Here is a 17,951-nt window from a genome sequence, read left to right on the forward strand (position 1 = left end):
ATAAGTTTGCTCCCCCGTGTGCTTACCACTCCCTTCCCCTGACCCACCGAGCCCACCACCATGAGATCATTGTTGTTCCTATTACCGACCCTGCTATTGACAGTATCGCTGGCCAGCACTCCCCAACCGGCAGCGGGGCAGGACGCTGCACCTGTGCTCGATCCGACGACCGTGCCGGCTGGGATCAATGAGACCTTCCAAGATCCTGAACTGGACGTCGACCGATGGCTGGCGCGTTTTGAAGTCGAGAGCCGCGAAGTCTACGGTGCTCGCAAAGAAGTACTGGCGGCCTGCGATATCAAGCCGGGCGAGTGGATCGCGGACATCGGGGCGGGAACGGGCTTCTACAGCCAGCTGTTTGCCCGTGCGACTGGCTGGGACGGTTGGGTTATGAGCGTCGACGTGGCCCCTAAATTCTTGCAGCACATCGCAGCCCGCGCGACTGCCGACGGCATCAAGAACTTGACGCCGGTACTCGGGACGGACGTTTCCATCCGCTTGCCGCCGGAGTCCGTGGACCTGGTTTTCATTTGCGATACCTACCATCATTTCGAGCACTACGAAAAGATGTTGGCGTCGATCAAACGAGCCTTGAAACCCGGTGGACGATTAGTGCTGATCGATTTCCACCGGATCCCCGGTCAATCACGCGAGTTCATCCTCGGGCATGTGCGAGCCGGCCAAGACGTCTTTCGCGGTGAAGTCGAAGCGGCCGGACTGGAGTTTGTCGACGAGGTCAAAGTCGATGCCTTCGAAGACAACTACTTGATGCGATTTCGCAAACCCGAATGATGCGATTAGCTGGACTGCGATTTTTTGATTTCGTCCAGCAATCGGCCGGGGCTGCCCATGGCGTTGTAACCGCCATCGACGTGCAAGACCTCGCCGGTAATCCCGCTGCTGTTATCGCTGAGCAAGAACGCACCGGTCCGACCGACCTCCTCGTGCGTCACATTGCGTCCCAGCGGCGCCATGTGTTCGTACATCTGCAGCATGTCTTCGACGCCGGCGGCGCGGCCGGCGAGGGTGCGGATCGGGCCAGCTGAGAGAGCGTTGACGCGAACATCGCGGGCGCCCATGTCGAAGGCGAGATACCGCATCGATGCTTCCAAAGCAGCTTTGCAGACACCCATGACGTTGTATCCGGGGACACATTTTTCGCCGCCGTAGTAGGTCATCGTCAACACGGAACCGCCGGGAGCGAGAATGGGCTCCGCTGCGGCGGTCACCGCCATCAGCGAGAACACGCTGGCTTCCATCGCGATCTTGAATCCGTTTCGCGACGTGTGCAGGGTTTCGCGGCCCAAGTCATCGCGGTCGGCGAAGGCGATCGAGTGCAGCAGGAAGTCGATTTTGCCGAATGTTTTCTCCGTATGCTCCATAATGCTGCGGATGTCATCGTCGTTGTTGGCGTCCATCGGCAGCAGGAATTCGGCGCCCTCGTATTTGTCAGTGAGTTTGGCGACGCGGCGACGATTTTTCTTCTTTTCGTCATCGGGACGGTCGGGCAAATGGGTGAATCCGCACTTTCCGCCGCCTTCGAGGATCTGTTGAGCGATGGCCCAAGCGATCGAGTGATCGTTGGCAACACCGACAATGAGTCCTTTTTTTCCTTCAAATTGCATTTCTAATACCTTTGCGGCTAGATTGGGTCGAGTTTTTGCAGTGGGGTGGACCATCATCGCTGGATGCGTGCATGCTCACAAGGCATCCTTGACACACCAAACTGGAAATCCCTGTGATCGGCCCTCACTCTCAACGCTCGGTAGCCCGTGGGGACAGCTCCACGCCCGATCGTCAGGCGGCTGGCGCGACTGGCGGCGGAGGACAGGGATCGCTCGATTCGAGGCAGCGACCATCACAGATCGGCCGATTATCGGACCAAGACTTGATCGGAGAGCTGATGCCAGAACTGCTCCGCCTCGCAGCCGCCGATTCCCTGGCCGGCCGGCAAAAGCGAGTCGCGCCGGGATCGACCTCAGGGTCATCCTCGGGGTCATCTTTGGCGGCGAGCGAGTTGGGATGGCGGTGTGGGGTCGTCCGCCAGCATGCCGATCACTGGGTGACAGACTACTGGACCGGCGACCCTTGGCCGCTATCGCATGAACTGGCCAGCGACGCGACCGATCGGGGCGCAGTCGTTGTCCAAGGTGAGTTTGCAGCGGTCCCGATCGAGGAGCATCCCATCGACGGCGACGGCGGGACAGCGATGCCGAACATGGCGATGCTGCTATCGATCGACGGCCGGCCGGGCGACTCCGAACTGCTGGCGGCGATGGGCCAGACCCTGAGTCAGCTGTTTGTGCTGCGGCGCGATCGCCAAGACAACACACGTCGCCTATGGCAAACGACGCGGATGCTCCAAGCGGCGGCGCAGTGGCAACAGGTTGACAACGACCAAACTCTGCTCGAGGCCATCGCCCGCTGCGCCTGCGATGTCCTCACCTGCGAACGGGCGACGATTTTCCTGTGGGATAAACCGGGGCAGCGTTTAATTGGCCGGCCCGCGATCGGGATTGAAGGCGGTGTGCTCGAAGTCGCCGACAATGTGGGGATCGTTGGTGAGGTACTACGCAGTGCGAGCCCGCGTTGCTGGGCCGCAAGCAGTGACGAGGATGAACGAGTCAACCGCCGCGTCGACCGGGCCCAGAGCTTTCAAACACACTCGCTCGCGGCGGTGCCGATGGTGAATTCCCAAGATCAGATCGTGGGAGTTTTCGAAGCCATCAACGCCTGCGGCGAAGGGGAGGGCGAGAGCATATTCGCGGCCGCCGATGTGCACACGCTGTCCGAACTGGCGCGGCATGCCGTCGTCGCCATCGACTCCCAACGGACCCGCGCTGAACTCACCCGCACCCGTGATCATTTCATTGCCCAGGCCGTCGAATCGATCCCCTTGATCGGCGATCATGAGGTGATTGGTGAACTGCGAAATCAGGCGGCGAAGGTAGCCGTGACCGAACTGAGCGTCTTGATCCTCGGCCAGAATGGCACCGGCAAAGAGGTGCTGGCTCAGCAGGTTCATTACCAGAGCGAACGACGCAACGGGCCCTTCATCGCCGTGAACTGCGCCGCGATCGTCGAATCGTTACTCGAGAGTGAACTGTTTGGGCACGAGAAGGGATCCTTCACCGATGCCTCCACCGCTCGGCCGGGCAAGTTTGAACTCGCCCATGGCGGCACACTCTTTCTCGACGAGATCGGTGATATGAGTTTGGGCGGGCAGGCGAAGTTATTACGCGTGCTCGAGGAACGCGCCGTCGTGCGTGTCGGCGGGTCGCAGTCCATCCCCGTCGACACCCGTGTGATCGCAGCGACCAACCAACCGCTGCAAGCGCTCATTGCTGCCAAACGATTTCGCGAGGATCTCTTTTTCCGGCTCAACGTGGTTTCGCTGACCCTGCCACCGTTGGCTGAGCGAGGCAACGACGTGATCCTACTCGCCGAACATTTCCTGAACCATTTTTGTCGTCAAATCGGGCGGCCGGTCCCGGTCTTTGACGATGCGGCGCAGCGGGCCATGCTCGCCCACCCGTGGCCGGGCAACGTCCGCGAGCTACGCAACGCCGTCGAGCGAGTATCGTACCTGAGCACGGGAAAAACGGTCGGTCAAAGCGACCTCATGCTACGAAGCGGCGTTTCGACAGCGGCTCCGGCGACGGAGCGACCGGGCGGTACCGGCAGTGGTCGACTCAGCGACGTGACGCGGGAATTCCAAGTGGCTCATATCGAGTCCGCAATCGCTCAATGCGGCGGAAACATGTCCCAGGCGGCCAAACGGCTCGGACTGCATCGCGCAAATCTTTATCGCAAGATGAACCAGTTGGGGATGACGACGCCCGAGTGAGCAGCATGTTTCTAAGCGTGCCTGGCGAAAGACACCCTCTTTCGCGTAACCTAGGGGCATGAACAAGCCCAACTATTCCGCCGACGGCTACGCCGCCCGGCCACGCATCGAAACCATCGGTTCTCTTCGCTGTCTCGTCGTCGACGGATCCGAAGAGCCTCAGATCCCTGTCATCCTATGTCATGGCTACGGTGCCCCCGGCGATGACCTCGCTTCGCTGACGCCTCACTTGATCGAATGGATCGGCCGCGACTCGGCGCAGCTTCGGTTCATCTACCCCGAAGCGCCTCACGACTTATCCGACGTGGGAATGCCCGAGGGGCGTGCGTGGTGGCCGTTGAACATGGGCATGCTGCAAGAGCTCTTGCAGACGAATCAGTTTGCTCAGCTGCACGATGAAGTTCCACCCGGCATTGACGAGGCTCGCGCGGCCTTGGAGGAAACCGTGACCGCCGTGCTTGCGGATTTCCCCGACGACACCCCCTACGTGCTCGGTGGATTTTCCCAGGGTGCGATGTTGACGATGGACGTGGCCCTGCGCGGTAGCGTGCGACCACCGAGCATGCTGGTACAGTTCTCAGGAACCCTGGTCTGCCAATCATCCTGGACCGAGGCCATGCCACGGCTCGCTGAAACACACGTTCTCCAATCACACGGTCGGGTCGATCCGATCCTGCCTTTCTCCAGTGCCGAAGCTTTGCGTGATCTCTTGCGAGGCGGCGGCGTGGAAGTGGAGTTCAAGTCCTTTCAGGGACCGCACACGATCGAGACCGACACCTTATTTCGGCTGGTTGAGCGTCTGCGACTGATGGCGGTTTCGATCGAGTAATGAGTTTCCTCAGTGCAACATTGCTGTTGGGAACATTGGCGGCGGGAGTTCCCATCGCCTTGCATTTTTTGGCTCGCCAGCCACCTCGCCGTGTTGTCTTTCCCGCGGTCTCCTTTCTACGACAACGCTTGACGACGCAGAGCAGCCGACTGCGAGTGCGCCGTCTGTGGTTGTTGGTACTGAGGATCCTCGCTCTGGTCGCCTTCGCCATCGTATTGGCCCAGCCTCACATTGATGCCGCGATGTCGTCCCAGTGGATTTCCACTGGCATGCTGCTGGTCGCTGGAGCGGTATTGTTGGTCATGGCGTCGGTCGCCTTCTCACGCGGTCTGGCCCGATCGTTGGCGTGGTCACTGTTGGCCGTCGCCATCGTGTTGGCGAGCATCGGTGGGATCGTGGCAGTCCGCGCGATCGCAAGCGGCACCTCCCCGCGCATCGCTGGCGACGGCCCGATGGCGATCGCAATCCTCATCGACAACTCCCCCTCCTCGGCCTGGCGCATCGACGACGACTTCACTTCCACCGCTGGCAACACGCAGGCGGTGGCGGAGAACAGCGAAGAGCTGCGTGAGCAGGCGGGGCTGGATCTCGCGGGCACACGCCTGGCCCTGGCCCTGGCCTGGGCGAGCGACCTGATCGACAGCCTGCCGAGCGGCAGCCGCGTGGCGATCGTGGACCGATCGGGGTCGCCGGCAGGTTTTTCGCTCGATCCGCGAGCCGCCCAGGCGAGGTTGGATCGGATCACACCGCACGCGGTGCCCGCGCCGATTGCGGAGCGGATCGTCGCGGCGGTGGATCTCGTCGGCACCAGCGATCTGCCCCAACATCAAGTCGTCGTGATATCCGACATGTCGGCGCCGACTTGGGAAACGAACGCGCCTGCATCGAACACGCGATCGCCCTTGGCTGCGGCTCAGCACGAAGGTGTCCCGATTCGAATCCTCAGCACCCACGAGCAAGGGGAACTCGAACTCGAAAGCGAGGGAAACCGTCAAGCGGATTCGGCGGGGCGACCGGTTGCCGATGCGGACACGTTCAACTCATGGATTTCGCCGCCGCAGGTAGCCGAGGTCGCCCCCTCACCGGAAACAGCGATCCCGATTCGCTTCGAGGTCGGTGCGTGGCCCGCGAGCGCAATGGCAGCCGCCCCTTTGCCTGACTCCGGTGCAGACGGAACGAGCACGAAGGCGTTCACGGCTACGGTTCAGCTCAGTCTCTATGACCAGAATCCGGCGCTGCCCGTCGTCCGCGATGGGAGAATCGTTTTCCCACAACGACGAACGGTCGACCGAGCATCGGTTGCACTGAGCGGTGGCGCTGCCAAGGAGGTTTCCTTGACACTGCCCCCGCTGACGCGAGGCACCCACCATGCGGTGGTCGAGTTGCTTGGCGGCGATCGTTTTCAATGGGATAATCTGCGGTTCATCACCGTCGACATCCCCGCCTCCCCACGCGTTTTAGTGGTGGGCGAGGACCGCAACGAGACCTCGGTATTGGCGGCCGCCATGACGGCGCCGCACGCGCCCGATTCGGCATCAGCGAGCTACAACATCGAAACGGTGAGTTACCGTGATCTGGCCGCCGTCGATTGGACCGTGTTCAACCTAGTCGTGCTGATCGACCCACCACTGCACTTTGATGCGGGGAGACGCGAAATTGTTGGTTCGTCCAATGGGATCAGCACGGCCATGTGGAACGATATCGCGGGCGTGGTCTCGCGCGGCGGCGGTCTCATGATCAGCCTCGGTCCCGCCGCCGAGGTGATTGGCATGGCGTCGAGCGGCGGTGATCTCGGGCAAGCAGCGCGGTCAACTGAGCCACTGGCCCCGCCCCTGATTCGGTCCTGGCGTGTGCCTGCGCCGGGCACGTTTTGGCAAGTAACGAACAACACCCACCCGATCTTCTCCACATTGATGCGGCCAACTTCCATGCCGAATTGGAGCGATTTTCGCATCCAGCGATACTGGCAAGTGGCCGAGGCGACCTCCGGCAACGCTGCATCCATGCAGCAGCCATCGAGGGAAGGTGAATCAACGGGTCAGAATTCAGCCGGTCAGGGATCAGCATGGGATGTGATTGCTCGGTATGCAAAGCCCAACGACCAGGCTGGCGGGGGACACCCCGCGGTACTGATCCGGCGACTGGGCGAGGGACGGGTTGCTTTGACAACGACCCCCTTGCCCGCCCTCGGCCGGTCAACGCGAGATTGGAACGATCTGTTTGGTGCTGCCGACGCGTGGCCCGCATTCATGGCCGTTCGCGGACTCGCCGCGTGGGCGGCGGGACTGCATCACGAGGATACGACCGTCCTCGCAGGCCAACCTGTCCTGCGGCACTTGGAATGGGGGACCGGTGATGGCAGAGGCAACACCGACGGCAATAGCGACGGAAGCGGCGTTCAAGACGAACCGGTGGTCGAGCTCTACCAACCCGGGCAAGCGAGCGGGCGTACCCTTCCGGCGACCGAGTCCCATGTTTTGATTCAAGACACCGACACACCGGGCACCTACTTTCTGCGTGGGCCGCGGTTGTGGAGCGGTCTCTCGGTAAATTTGCCACCAGTCTGGTCCGCGGGGGAAACGACCGACCAGGAGACGTTGCAGCGGTGGTTTGGTGATCAGGATTGGTCGATGGATCATGACCTCGGTGAACTGTCGCTGCGGACGGGAGGGCAGGCAGGAGCTGCTGTTTCGTTGCATGGGCCGCTGATGCTGATGGTGGTGCTGGTGTTCTTGGCGGAGCAAATCTTGAGCAATCGTTTTTACGGTTCGTCATCCGATCGGGAGTCCGATTGATGCGATTGAGTTATGACCCGATCTACAACTCGGGGATCACTGGGTTGGTGCTCACGATCCTGGTGGTCTCACTTTTGTTTTGGATCATGCCTCTGGGTGTGACGCGGGGCAGGCGCCGACTCCTATTGGCCCTTCGCGGCATCGCCGCCATCACGCTGGTGCTCGCCATGCTCCGGCCCTCGTGGGTTCAAACGGACAATCGGCCAGCCGCCGCGACGCTCGCGATCGCGATCGACACATCGCGGAGCATGACGCTGGCATCAGGTGACCCTTCGGTAACAACACCGGCCGGCGGGGCGAATGAGGGGCATCCGAACGTGCCCAGCGCGATTGGTGGCGCGGAAAACCGTTGGCACCAGCAGTGGAGATCCCTGACTGCCTTGGCGGAGGGACTGTCCTCCCTCGATGACCATCTCAACGTGTCCCTGTATCGGTTTGACGATTCGAGTGAACGGCTCGTCGGGGGCCCAGCAGGTGATCTGTCTCGAACGCTTCCATCGCTTGACACGGTCCAGCCCGATGGCCGATTATCAAACCTGGCGTCACCGCTCGAGGCGGCCGTGGCAACATCGCGGAGCACGCCACTGGCCGGGATCGTCTTGATCAGCGATGGGACGCAAACGATGCCCTCCGATGCTGGGCAGACCAGCGATCCCGTCGCATCGGCGCAGTGGGTGGCTTCGATCGGGGTCCCACTGTGGACGGTGGCTCTGGGACCGCGGGCTGCGAGCGGTCCAGAGCGAGATGTATCGGTCAGCTCCTTGCCGGAAACCTATCGCATGTTTACTGGCAACGAGACCGACGTTTCACTGGAGGTTCAAACCCGCGGCTACGCAGGGACACCGATCGAACTCACATTGGTCTGGGTGGACGAAGCAGGCGAACAGACGGTCGCCGCGACGCGCACGATCACGTCGGATCAGGACGCCAGTCGCGAGGTGATGAATATTCCAGTCGTTGCACCGGACCCGGGTCAGTACCGACTGATTGCTGGGGTGAGCTCTCCAGCGGGAGAGACCGACACGACCAACGACCAGCAGATTTCGTTTGTTGATGTGCGCTCGGGCGGTGGCCGCGTCTTGTATCTCGAGGGGACGCCACGATTGGAACAACGGTACCTGCGACGGGCTCTGCGGCGGTTTCCCGATCTCGAACTCACCTATCGCTGGATCCCACGGGACACGTCGTCGCTTTGGCCGATCGATCTCGATGACGATCTCCAACCAGGCCGATTTGACGTCATTATTCTCGGGGACCTGCATTCGGCCGCCTTGGGCCAGGAGCAACTCAGCCGGATCGCCGAGCTGGTTGCCAGTGGAACGGCATTGCTGACGCTCGGTGGTGAGCGGACCTACGGCCCCGGAGGCTACGAGGCAACGCCGTTGGCGAATGTCTTGCCAGTGCAGTTGGATGGGGCAACCGCGCAGTCGCCTGGCAGAGAAACGAGCGACCTGCGGCGACCGCTGGGGCCGGATGGGGCAGAGGCTTTATTGCCTGGCCAACTCGCAGGTCCAGTGTCGCTCCACATCGCTGCTGTCCACCCGATCACTCGAATCGATTTGGACGCATCGCAATCCGATGAGGACGAATGGTTGGCTCTGCCCGCCATGCCCGGGGGCAACCGGTTTGCTGGCGTGAAGGTGGCGCCGGGTGTCCAGGTACTTTTAGAGGATTCACAGGCGCAGCCGATGATGGTCGTGGGCGAATTCGGCCAAGGACGTGTTGCCTCGCTCGCTTTCGATTCGACTTGGATTTGGTGGACGAGTGGAGCGAGCGAGTTTCATCGGCGCTACTGGCGACAACTGATGCTGTGGATGCTCTCGCGTGAAGAGACCACCGAGGGTGAGTTGGAACTGACGATGACGCGTCGGCGGATGAGCACGTCCGAGCGTAGCCTGTTCACGGCTACCCAGCGTCCAGGCGGCGAGGGCGAGGGCGTGGGCGCCGGAGACTGGACGGTGGAAGTGGTATCGGCATCAGGTGACGTGCGTTCACTCGACGTCACGACAACGACGAGGGGCAGCGGAGATGCAATGCGCGTCGAGGCCAGCGGCGAGGTCGCCGGGGCGGCCGCTGACGAAAATGCCGAGACGCTGACCAACGGACTGCCTCCAGGGATTTACCGACTGCGGGTGCGATCAAGCGATTCGGCTGGCCAAGCCGCTGCCGCTGAACTGCCGTTTCAAGTCATCGATGATACCCGGGAGTTGGCGGTGAGGAATGCTGATCACGCGTTGCTCGATCGCCTCGCATTGATCACTGAAGCCGCTGGCGGAGAGTCGTTTCGGGCCGACCAGATCTCCGAATTGATCGAGCGGATCGGGAACCAACGACGGCGAGCGGAGCGGGCGGTGATTGAGAAATGGCGGCTCGGTGACGGCCCCCTCAGCGGTTGGCTCGTGTTCGGCTTGTTCGCTGGTAGCCTCTGTGTCGAGTGGATACTTCGCCGACGCTGGGGCCTGGCCTGATCACCTGTCCGGTAGTCATTCGGAGGATTCAAAACGCGAAGAATGCGGTAGAGTAAAACGCGAATTCCGTTACACTGTCAGTATCCCCGACCCCCTTGCTCCAGACGGTTAGTTAATGGGCGTAGAACAACCGGCGACTTCGAATGTGGAAACGTCGCCACCGCTCATCGTTGGTATCGCCGTCGGAGCCGACAGTTGGTCGGTGGCTGTTCAGGTAGCAGAAAGCCTAGCCGCAGAGATCTCCGCCAACACGCAAGCGGATGCTGGCAGAGCGATCACGCTCGTGTTCGCGACCAGCCGGGCGGGAGCGAGTCCATCGGCTCACCAGTCCGAGATCGAATCCCAGACGCCCGACGAGGGCGATACGGCAGCGTTGTTTGCTGGGAAGGCATGGCAAGAGATCTCTAGTGATGAAGAGGTCTCGATCCGAGCGGGTTGCGCGTATTGCCCTGCTACGGGATTGGCGTTCGAGATCCGCAGCGGGAAACTGGTAGCAATTCAACTTCCCGCTGACGAGCGGGCCGCACCGGTCGACCACTTCTTTGCGAGTCTAGCGACGTCGCGAAAGGAGCACGCCGTTGCCGTGGTGCTTTCAGGAACGGGATCCGATGGCACCCTCGGACTCCGCGCCATCGGTGACGCTGGAGGCATGACGATTGCTCAGAGCATCGATACCGCGGACGAGCGTTCGATGCCTCGCTCGGCGGCAACGCTCGGGAGCGTCGATCACGTTTTACCGCCCGAGAAAATCGCAGCCGAGATTTGGGATCACGCTCAACACATGCATGAGCAACAGGACGCCGAGAACGCTGATCAACTCAATCGGAACATCATCACGGCGATTCCTACAATCGCGTCCGCTGTACAGATCCACACCAACAACGACTTCAGACACTACAAAACGACGACCTTGGTCCGCCGAATCCGGCGGCGGATGCAGGTGCTTAAGATCAGCAGCGTGGACGCGTATGTCGAGATGCTCAAAACGTCCCGTGAAGAATCCGTCCGGTTGTTCCGCGACCTATTGATCAGTGTCACTGCATTTTTCCGCGATTCGCAAGCATTTGACTCCCTGGCACGCGACGTCTTGACGCCGCTGGTCGAACAACATCAGGGAGACACACCGTTGAGGGTGTGGGTCCCTGGCTGCGCCACTGGTCAAGAACCTTACTCGATCGCGATCCTGCTCGCGGAGATTCTGGACCAAAACGACAAAGAGGCGAGCGTTCAAATATTCGCGACCGATCTCGACGAACATGCGCTCACAGTGGCACGAACGGGCGACTACCCGATCGGGATTCAAGATGAGATGTCCGCCGATCGCTTGCGTAGGTTTTTCGTCAAACGCGGCAATCGTTATTTCGCGAGCAAGCGGATCCGGGACATGGTTGTGTTCTCGTCGCACAATCTCATCAGTGATCCGCCTTTCACCAAAATCGACCTGGTCTCCTGCCGCAATCTACTGATCTATCTTGGCAGCCATCTGCAAAAGAAACTCATCCCGCTATTTCACTACGCGATTAAGCCGGGTGGGTTTCTCTTCCTAGGGCCCGCCGAAACCCTTTCTGTCAACAAGGAACTGTTTCGTCCGATCCATATCAAGCATCGTGTGTACCAACGGCGGATCACGTCGCTCGATCATTCCGCGAAACTGGATTTCCCCATTCTCAATCTCGGCCAGTCCGACCGGATTGTGGGGGAGTCATCTGATGAAATCGATTTGTTTCGTTATGCCCAAGAGATCATTCTTGGGGAATTTGCGCCGCAGTGGGCGGTCGTCGACGATGAGGGGCATATTCAAACTTTGTCGTCGGACCCAACTCCTTTTCTGAAAATGTCGGGAGGGCGATTTAAAAATAATATCATCACGATGGCCCACGATTCCATTCGAATTGGATTGCGTGCGGCGTTCGCTGAAGCCAAGAATCATCGTCGCCGAGCGCTCGCCGAAGACTTGTCACTGAGCGTTGCCGGAGGATTGCAACGAGTCCACATAACCGTCCAGCCGATGCCGGAAATGGGCGAGGACGCGAGCCTGCACTTGGTCGTGTTCCATCGCGTGGGGACACCGTTGCAGGTGGATGATGATGCCGAGGGGGACCCACCGCGCGACCCTCGGCGCAATCGTCGCGATGATTCCTCGGCCACCCAGGTCATCGAGCAGCTCGAATCAGAACTCGCGCGGACACGCGAGGCACTCGAACGTACCGTCCAGGAACTCGAAACATCCAACGAAGAGCTGAAGTCATCGAACGAGGAACTGCTCTCGATGAACGAGGAGTTGCAGTCGGCCAATGAGGAGCTCGAAACATCGAAAGAGGAACTCCAGGCGACCAACGAGATGCTCGTGCGAAGTAATAACGACATCCAGTACCTGCAACGTAGCACCCACATCGCCACAATCTTCCTCGACAATGAGCTGCGAATTCGAAGTTTCACTCCGGCAGTGACAGCCATCTACGATCTACTCGATACCGACATCGGACGCCCGCTCGCAAATTTTGTCTCCACAATTGAACCGATGCCGAGTCTGCCCACCCCAGACAGTTTGGCCGACAACGATGTCATTGAGAACACTCTGAGTTCGAAGTCAGGCCGGGTTTATATTCGCAGTGTCATCCCCTACCACACCCCCAGTGGCGACCATGATGGAATCGTTGTGACGTTCGTGGATGTGACCCAATTGGCCGAAGCCAAGTCTCGACTGGAATTGGCTCTAGGGGCTGCGGGCATGGCAGCCTGGGAATGGACCCCCCAAGAAAGCTTCTGGACGAGCGAAGTGTTTGCCTTGCTAGGAATCGACACGGGTACTCAGCCCAGCTCGGAGCTGTTCTTTTCGTATGTTCATCCCGACGATATCGACGAGCTGAAAGCGACCTGGGCGCAGGCCTTGGACGATGGCGACACCTATGACTGTGAATTTCGCATCGTTCGGGCCGATGGAGAAACCCGCTGGTTGCAGGGTGTCGGTGAAGTCATCCAAGATGCCTCCGGTCGGGTGGTGCGTATGTACGGACTCAACTGGGACTCCACCCGAGAACACGTGCAGGCGATCGAGCTTCGCGAGAGCGAGCGAATAGCAACCGAAGCGAGTAAATCCAAGAGCGAGTTTCTAGCGAACATGAGCCATGAGATTCGCACCCCCATGACCGCGATCCTGGGCTATGCCGATCTCTTACAAGATTTCGTTGAGAGCGAAGAAGCCAAGCAGTACCTGCAGACGATCCGCCGCAACGGTGCCTACCTGCTCGACATCGTCAACGACATCCTGGATCTCTCGAAGATCGAAGCGGGCAAACTCGATATCGAACCTGAACGATTCGATCCCTGTCAGCTCGTCGAGGATGTGCGAGGGATTATGGACGTGCGTGCTACCGAACGCGGTCTTAAGCTCGCGGTGGAATACGACGGCAAACTGCCCACGACGATCGTGTCCGATGCCAAGCGTCTCAAGCAAATCCTCATCAATCTCGTCGGCAATGCGGTCAAGTTCACTAGCGAAGGCCGAGTGAACATTCGCGTGCGTCTCGACTCCGAAGAGAGGTTGTTGCACATCGAAGTCTCCGACACAGGCATCGGGATGACAGCCCAGCAGCAGGAGTGCTTGTTCCTGCCGTTCTCCCAAGGTGATGCCTCGGTGAGCCGACATTTTGGAGGCACCGGGCTGGGACTCGCCATCAGCCAACGATTGGCAGCCATGCTCGGTGGTGAAATCGGTGTCAGCAGTACCGTCGGCGTCGGCAGCACATTTTTTGTCAGGGTCGCCACCGGTGACCTGACCGATGTCGAGCGGACGGGCTACCCAAGATCCTCCACGAATGACCCAGTCTCGACATTGCAGGTCGAGGACGAAACGACACGCCTGAGCGGCCTCGTCCTGATCGTGGACGACCGGCGTGATATCCGCTTTTTAAGCAAACGCTTGCTCACCGCCGCTGGAGCGACCGTCGATGAGTGTGAAGACGGTCAGATCGCGGTGAACTACTTTCACGATTGCTTGAAAGGCGGTAGGTGCCCTGATCTCATTCTGCTCGATATGCAGATGCCTAACCTGGATGGTTATGAAACGGCTCGGCAAATTCGCAAGCTCGGATACACCGGACCTATCGTCGCCCTGACCGCGGATGCGATGCAGGGCGATATGAACGAGTGTCTCCAAGCGGGTTGCAATGACTACCTCAGCAAACCCATCGACGCGAAGAAACTCATTGGGATGGTCCAGCGTTTCCAGCAGTAGACACCACGTGCGGCGGCGGATGCGATCCAGACTACCACGACGCAGACACCGTGTACCTTACTGGTCGCTGTCCGCAGGCAAATCGAAATCGCCGGTCAGGTCGCGGTAGATGCAGTGAATGTGATTGGCCGGGTTCCCTGACGGATCGGACTGGGTGTTGTTGAACTCGATCAAAAAACGCTCGCCCGTAATACGGTAAGCGTGACCGACCCCCGGTTTCGTGGCGCCAGCCCAGGCGAATTGAACCTGATCCCAACCATCGGCTTCGATCTGAGCCCGCCGCGCCTCGGCGACGGGTTCAGCGACCACGTTGGTGTGAGTCTTCACCAGATCCCGCAGGACATCTTGCTGGGCCGCGTCGAGCTTCGCATACTCGATTCCCTCTGCGGGGCCGGGCGTGGGCTGGGCCTCGCCAGCGAAGCGAATATCTCGCGGGGCCTCCTCAGCGAATACTGCCATTTCCTTCTGCTCGTCGCTGAGCGAACGAATCAGTTTGAAACCCAACTGCTCTTCACGACTGAGTACCGCAGTCCCCTTGCTCAACGTCACTCCCGTGTCGTCTTTGATCACCCCGGGATTGGCCCCTAGAAACTGGGGCGTGCTGTCGAGCATCTGATTACCACGGCAAACGAAATTGAGCGACATGTGATGACCTTCGAAACTCAACCCCCAGCGGTCTGCTGCGTCGCCACTTGCAGATGACTCGTCACTACCCGGCGTTCCAAAGAGCGTGACGTAGTACTTTTCAGGATTCCGTTCGTTCCCGCCCTGGCCCTTTTCGAGCTCGTTGAGCACCTCTTCGAGCAGCATGATCTGGTTCGCTTTGCGATACCCTGCTTCGCTGAGTGCCGCACGCAATAGCCGCAGTGCTGCGGTGCGTTGGGCGTCGTTCATCTGCTCCAATTTCAATCCTTTGCGGTCATCCTTGGGGATGAAGTGCCAGCCAACTCGTTTGGGTGAATCGAAGTCCATCGTCGTTTGCTGACGTTGCGATTCGTCAAGAGTATCGAGATAAGCCGTCGCATAGGTCTGCATCTGCCGAGCAGGCGATTGGCCAAGATCCAATCCCGTGGCCCCGACGGCAAGCAAGCCAACTGTCACAAGACTCAAGCGCCGCGAATACGCTGGCAGTGATTTAGAAGAAAACAATTTCATAAGGCGGGGCCACGATCATAGGAGGGAGGTGGAGGATGGATGCTCGCCAGTATAACGGTACTTCCGCCGTGCCGCCAACCTTCACGGGACCATCGCAGCCAGACGGCTCCGACCGTCTGAGCATAAAACCATGCCGGGTGTTCCTCGCGACGGGCGGAGCCGTCGGTCCACTATCAAAATCGTAGCCAGACGGCTCCGACCGTCTGAGCTAAAAACCACGCCAGCTGTTCCTCGCGACGGGCGGAGCCGTCGGTCCACTGTCAAATTCGTAGCCAGACGGCTCCGTCCGTCTGAGCTAAAAACCATGCCAGGTGCTCCTCGCGACGGGCGGAGCCGTCGGTCGACTATCAAATTCGCAACCTGACGGCTCCGACCGTCTGAGCTAAAAACCACACCAGCTGTTCTTCGCGACGGGCGGAGCCGTCGGTCGACTGTCAAATTCGTAGCCAGACGGCTCCGTCCGTCTGAGCTAAAAACAACGCCAGGTGTTCCTCACGACGGTCGGAGCCGTCGGTCGACTATCAAATTCGTAGCCAGACGGCTCCGAACGTCTGAGCTAAAGACCACGCCGGGTGTTCCTCACGACGGGCGGAGCCGTCGGTCCACTATCAAATTCGTAGCCAGACGGCTCCGTCCGTCTGAGCTAAAAACAACGCCAGGTGTTCCTCACGACGGGCGGAGCCGTCGGTCGACTATCAAGTTCGTAGCCAGACGGCTCCGACCGTCTGAGCTAAAAACCACGCAAGCTGCTCCTCACGACGGGCGGAGCCGTCGGTCCACTATCAAATTCGTAGCCAGACGGCTCCGTCCGTCTGAGCTAAAAACAACGCCGGCTGTTCCTCGCGACGGGCGGAGCCGTCGGTCGACTATGATTCAATTCGCGTTAACTGCCTGCAATCGCGACTGCCAGAAATCGCGAGCGGACCTGATGAACGGGGCGTAGGCGTTGAGGTCAGCGTCGGGTTGGGATCGCAGATATGTTTCATATTCGGCGAGCCAATTCTGAAAGAACTCGATGCTGCTCCGTGTGATCCGCCGCTCACCGTCGACTTCAAAATACCATGGAGCCGTTGTGGCGGCGCGGAAGTGATTCTCATAGAGCGTGACGACTCGGATCAAAGCCCATCCGGATCGGTCGACGTGCAGAGGCGGTATCTTCCCACCGGCCTTGGCATACTCATCGAGCTTGGCCGAGTAGTGGACTTGCCCATTGTAGATCACCTCCAAGTAGTCGACCGGGTCTTGGACGGTGAGCGTCAGCTCGGCTCGCAACTGAATCGGGTCGGCTGCATCGACACGAAAGACATGCCCAGGCAATTTGCCGTCGAGATTGGCAATCAGCAACGGTCCATTGGTCGCGAAGCTGCGCCCTTCCCAAACTCCCTGCCACCATTGCTCGGCAGACTCCACGGGCTGGCTCGACGATGAGCTCGAATCGATCGATTCGCCCGCAACATAGAGGCGGTTGTATCCGACCGGATGCAAGCCTCTCTCATCACCGCTACCCGCCAGGGGTGCCATTCGGAATCCCGCGTCGAGTAGCTCCCAACCAATCTGTTCGGCTTCGCGGCCGAGCGAGATGGCTGTGCGATGGTTGCTGGTCGAGTAGGGACGTCCCGACTTCGTCTGCGTGATCGGTCGATCCAGTCGCAACCAATCACCGAGTACGAAGTAACCATCGACCTGATCGCTAGCGAGATAAACCGGCAGCGGCCAGGCAAACGGGTTTTCAACAGCAACCTTACCCTGCACCAGTGGATGAGCGGAGGAGTCTCGGCGTTGCGATGCCAGGCGGGCGAGTAATTGCAGGGCAGCGAGGTCTGAATCAGTCTCCGAGGGATCCTCGGATTCAGATCCCGTGGCGAGAGCGTCGGGCCCAGTTGCAGCGCTACCATAGAACGCCAAACCGCCCAAGGCGTTAACATCGTTGCCGATCCACAGCGGATCGCTCAAGGGCGGTTCTTCGTGTCGGCGGCGCCGGGCGCGAAGTTCGACAACTTTCTTTGCTGGGTCGTCACCTTCGCGGGCGACCGGATTGGCAACGGCCATGGCCACGTGAAGATCCTCGGCGGTCATCCGAATCGGTAGGTTCTCCCGCGACCACGGGACGAAACAATCTCCGCTCGTCCAGCCCAGTTGCCGCATGTTGAGGATCCGAGGAAGAGCAAATACGTGCTCGTCAGAACTTGTTTTCTCAATCGTCGAATTGCCCCCGATCACCCGATACTCTGGCCCACGCGAAACACGAAATTCGTAGCCACCTTCGCTTAGGTTCAAATTCGTGGGACCGTCAAGCACAAATCCGAATCCAGCTTCCACCGCCGTTCGGCCTGGGAGAGGCCGAACGATCCGGAGCCGCTTGACACGGCTAGTGGGCCGGTTGCCACCGCGAGATACCGTCGGTCGGGTCAGCTCGATTCGTGCCACACGCGGTTCACCATCAGACTCTTCGACCGCAGAAATGGTCCACTTCCCATCGGCCGCTCCGACTGGCGACAGCGTCCCAGATAAAGCGAGCAAAACAATCGCGAGCGTGGGGCGCTGCGGAATTGGTTTGCATTTTGCTACAGTCTTCCAAGCAATTGTGGCGATGCCAAATTGACAGAGACGACCTCTGTCG

9 protein-coding genes are annotated in these 17,951 nt (G+C 59.9%); 6 read left to right on the top strand and 3 right to left on the bottom strand.

Annotated features, from left to right (window positions below; translation table 11 throughout):
- Window positions 1–60: 60 nt before the first annotated feature.
- Window positions 61–792: a class I SAM-dependent methyltransferase gene (locus CA85_RS16680; RefSeq protein WP_146392504.1), complete on the top strand. Its 732-nt coding sequence runs from the start codon at window positions 61–63 to the stop codon at window positions 790–792.
- Window positions 793–797: 5 nt separating this feature from the next.
- Here the strand turns inward: CA85_RS16680 and CA85_RS16685 are convergent, their stop codons facing one another.
- The gene (locus tag CA85_RS16685; protein WP_146392505.1) at window positions 798–1,625 is read right to left on the bottom strand and encodes an enoyl-ACP reductase FabI; all 828 of its coding nucleotides are present in this window, start codon (window positions 1,623–1,625) and stop codon (window positions 798–800) included.
- A gap of 113 nt (window positions 1,626–1,738) precedes the next feature.
- On the opposite strand from CA85_RS16685, the gene CA85_RS16690 reads away from it, so the two are divergent.
- The 5 genes from CA85_RS16690 to CA85_RS16710 all read left to right on the top strand — a co-directional run bounded on the left by CA85_RS16690 (window position 1,739) and on the right by CA85_RS16710 (window position 14,176).
- Entirely contained in the window at window positions 1,739–3,847 is a 2,109-nt protein-coding gene (locus CA85_RS16690) for a sigma-54-dependent Fis family transcriptional regulator (protein WP_246112879.1), read from the top strand.
- A gap of 58 nt (window positions 3,848–3,905) precedes the next feature.
- Window positions 3,906–4,676: an alpha/beta hydrolase gene (locus CA85_RS16695; protein WP_146392506.1), complete on the top strand. Its 771-nt coding sequence runs from the start codon at window positions 3,906–3,908 to the stop codon at window positions 4,674–4,676.
- On the top strand, window positions 4,676–7,471 hold the full coding sequence (locus CA85_RS16700; protein ID WP_146392507.1) for a BatA domain-containing protein: 2,796 nt from the start codon (window positions 4,676–4,678) through the stop codon (window positions 7,469–7,471). Before CA85_RS16695 ends, CA85_RS16700 begins: the two co-directional genes overlap by 1 nt.
- Window positions 7,471–9,939 carry a hypothetical protein gene (locus tag CA85_RS16705; protein ID WP_146392508.1) on the top strand — a complete coding sequence of 823 codons (2,469 nt, stop codon included), beginning with the start codon at window positions 7,471–7,473 and terminating at the stop codon, window positions 9,937–9,939. The genes CA85_RS16700 and CA85_RS16705 overlap by 1 nt, the downstream gene beginning before the upstream one ends.
- 115 nt (window positions 9,940–10,054) lie before the next feature.
- The gene (locus CA85_RS16710; RefSeq protein WP_146392509.1) at window positions 10,055–14,176 is read left to right on the top strand and encodes a CheR family methyltransferase; all 4,122 of its coding nucleotides are present in this window, start codon (window positions 10,055–10,057) and stop codon (window positions 14,174–14,176) included.
- Between the two features lie 57 nt (window positions 14,177–14,233).
- On the opposite strand, the gene CA85_RS16715 is transcribed toward CA85_RS16710, so the two are convergent.
- A complete protein-coding gene (locus tag CA85_RS16715; RefSeq protein WP_146392510.1) occupies window positions 14,234–15,331 on the bottom strand; it encodes a DUF3500 domain-containing protein in 1,098 nt (365 codons plus the stop codon).
- Window positions 15,332–16,204: 873 nt separating this feature from the next.
- The gene (locus CA85_RS16720) at window positions 16,205–17,851 is read right to left on the bottom strand and encodes a CehA/McbA family metallohydrolase domain-containing protein (protein WP_246112880.1); all 1,647 of its coding nucleotides are present in this window, start codon (window positions 17,849–17,851) and stop codon (window positions 16,205–16,207) included.
- Window positions 17,852–17,951 lie beyond the last annotated feature (100 nt).

The organism is Allorhodopirellula solitaria (assembly GCF_007859855.1).
Taxonomy (GTDB): domain Bacteria; phylum Planctomycetota; class Planctomycetia; order Pirellulales; family Pirellulaceae; genus Rhodopirellula; species Rhodopirellula solitaria.

What these genes read in the sequence shown, in the direction of transcription:
- CA85_RS16680 (WP_146392504.1), top strand. Translation starts at nt 61, where the DNA reads ATGAGATCATTGTTGTTCCTATTACCGACCCTGCTATTGACAGTATCG.
- CA85_RS16685 (WP_146392505.1), bottom strand. Translation starts at nt 1,625, where the DNA reads ATGCAATTTGAAGGAAAAAAAGGACTCATTGTCGGTGTTGCCAACGAT.
- CA85_RS16695 (WP_146392506.1), top strand. Translation starts at nt 3,906, where the DNA reads ATGAACAAGCCCAACTATTCCGCCGACGGCTACGCCGCCCGGCCACGC.
- CA85_RS16700 (WP_146392507.1), top strand. Translation starts at nt 4,676, where the DNA reads ATGAGTTTCCTCAGTGCAACATTGCTGTTGGGAACATTGGCGGCGGGA.
- CA85_RS16705 (WP_146392508.1), top strand. Translation starts at nt 7,471, where the DNA reads ATGCGATTGAGTTATGACCCGATCTACAACTCGGGGATCACTGGGTTG.
- CA85_RS16710 (WP_146392509.1), top strand. Translation starts at nt 10,055, where the DNA reads ATGGGCGTAGAACAACCGGCGACTTCGAATGTGGAAACGTCGCCACCG.
- CA85_RS16715 (WP_146392510.1), bottom strand. Translation starts at nt 15,331, where the DNA reads ATGAAATTGTTTTCTTCTAAATCACTGCCAGCGTATTCGCGGCGCTTG.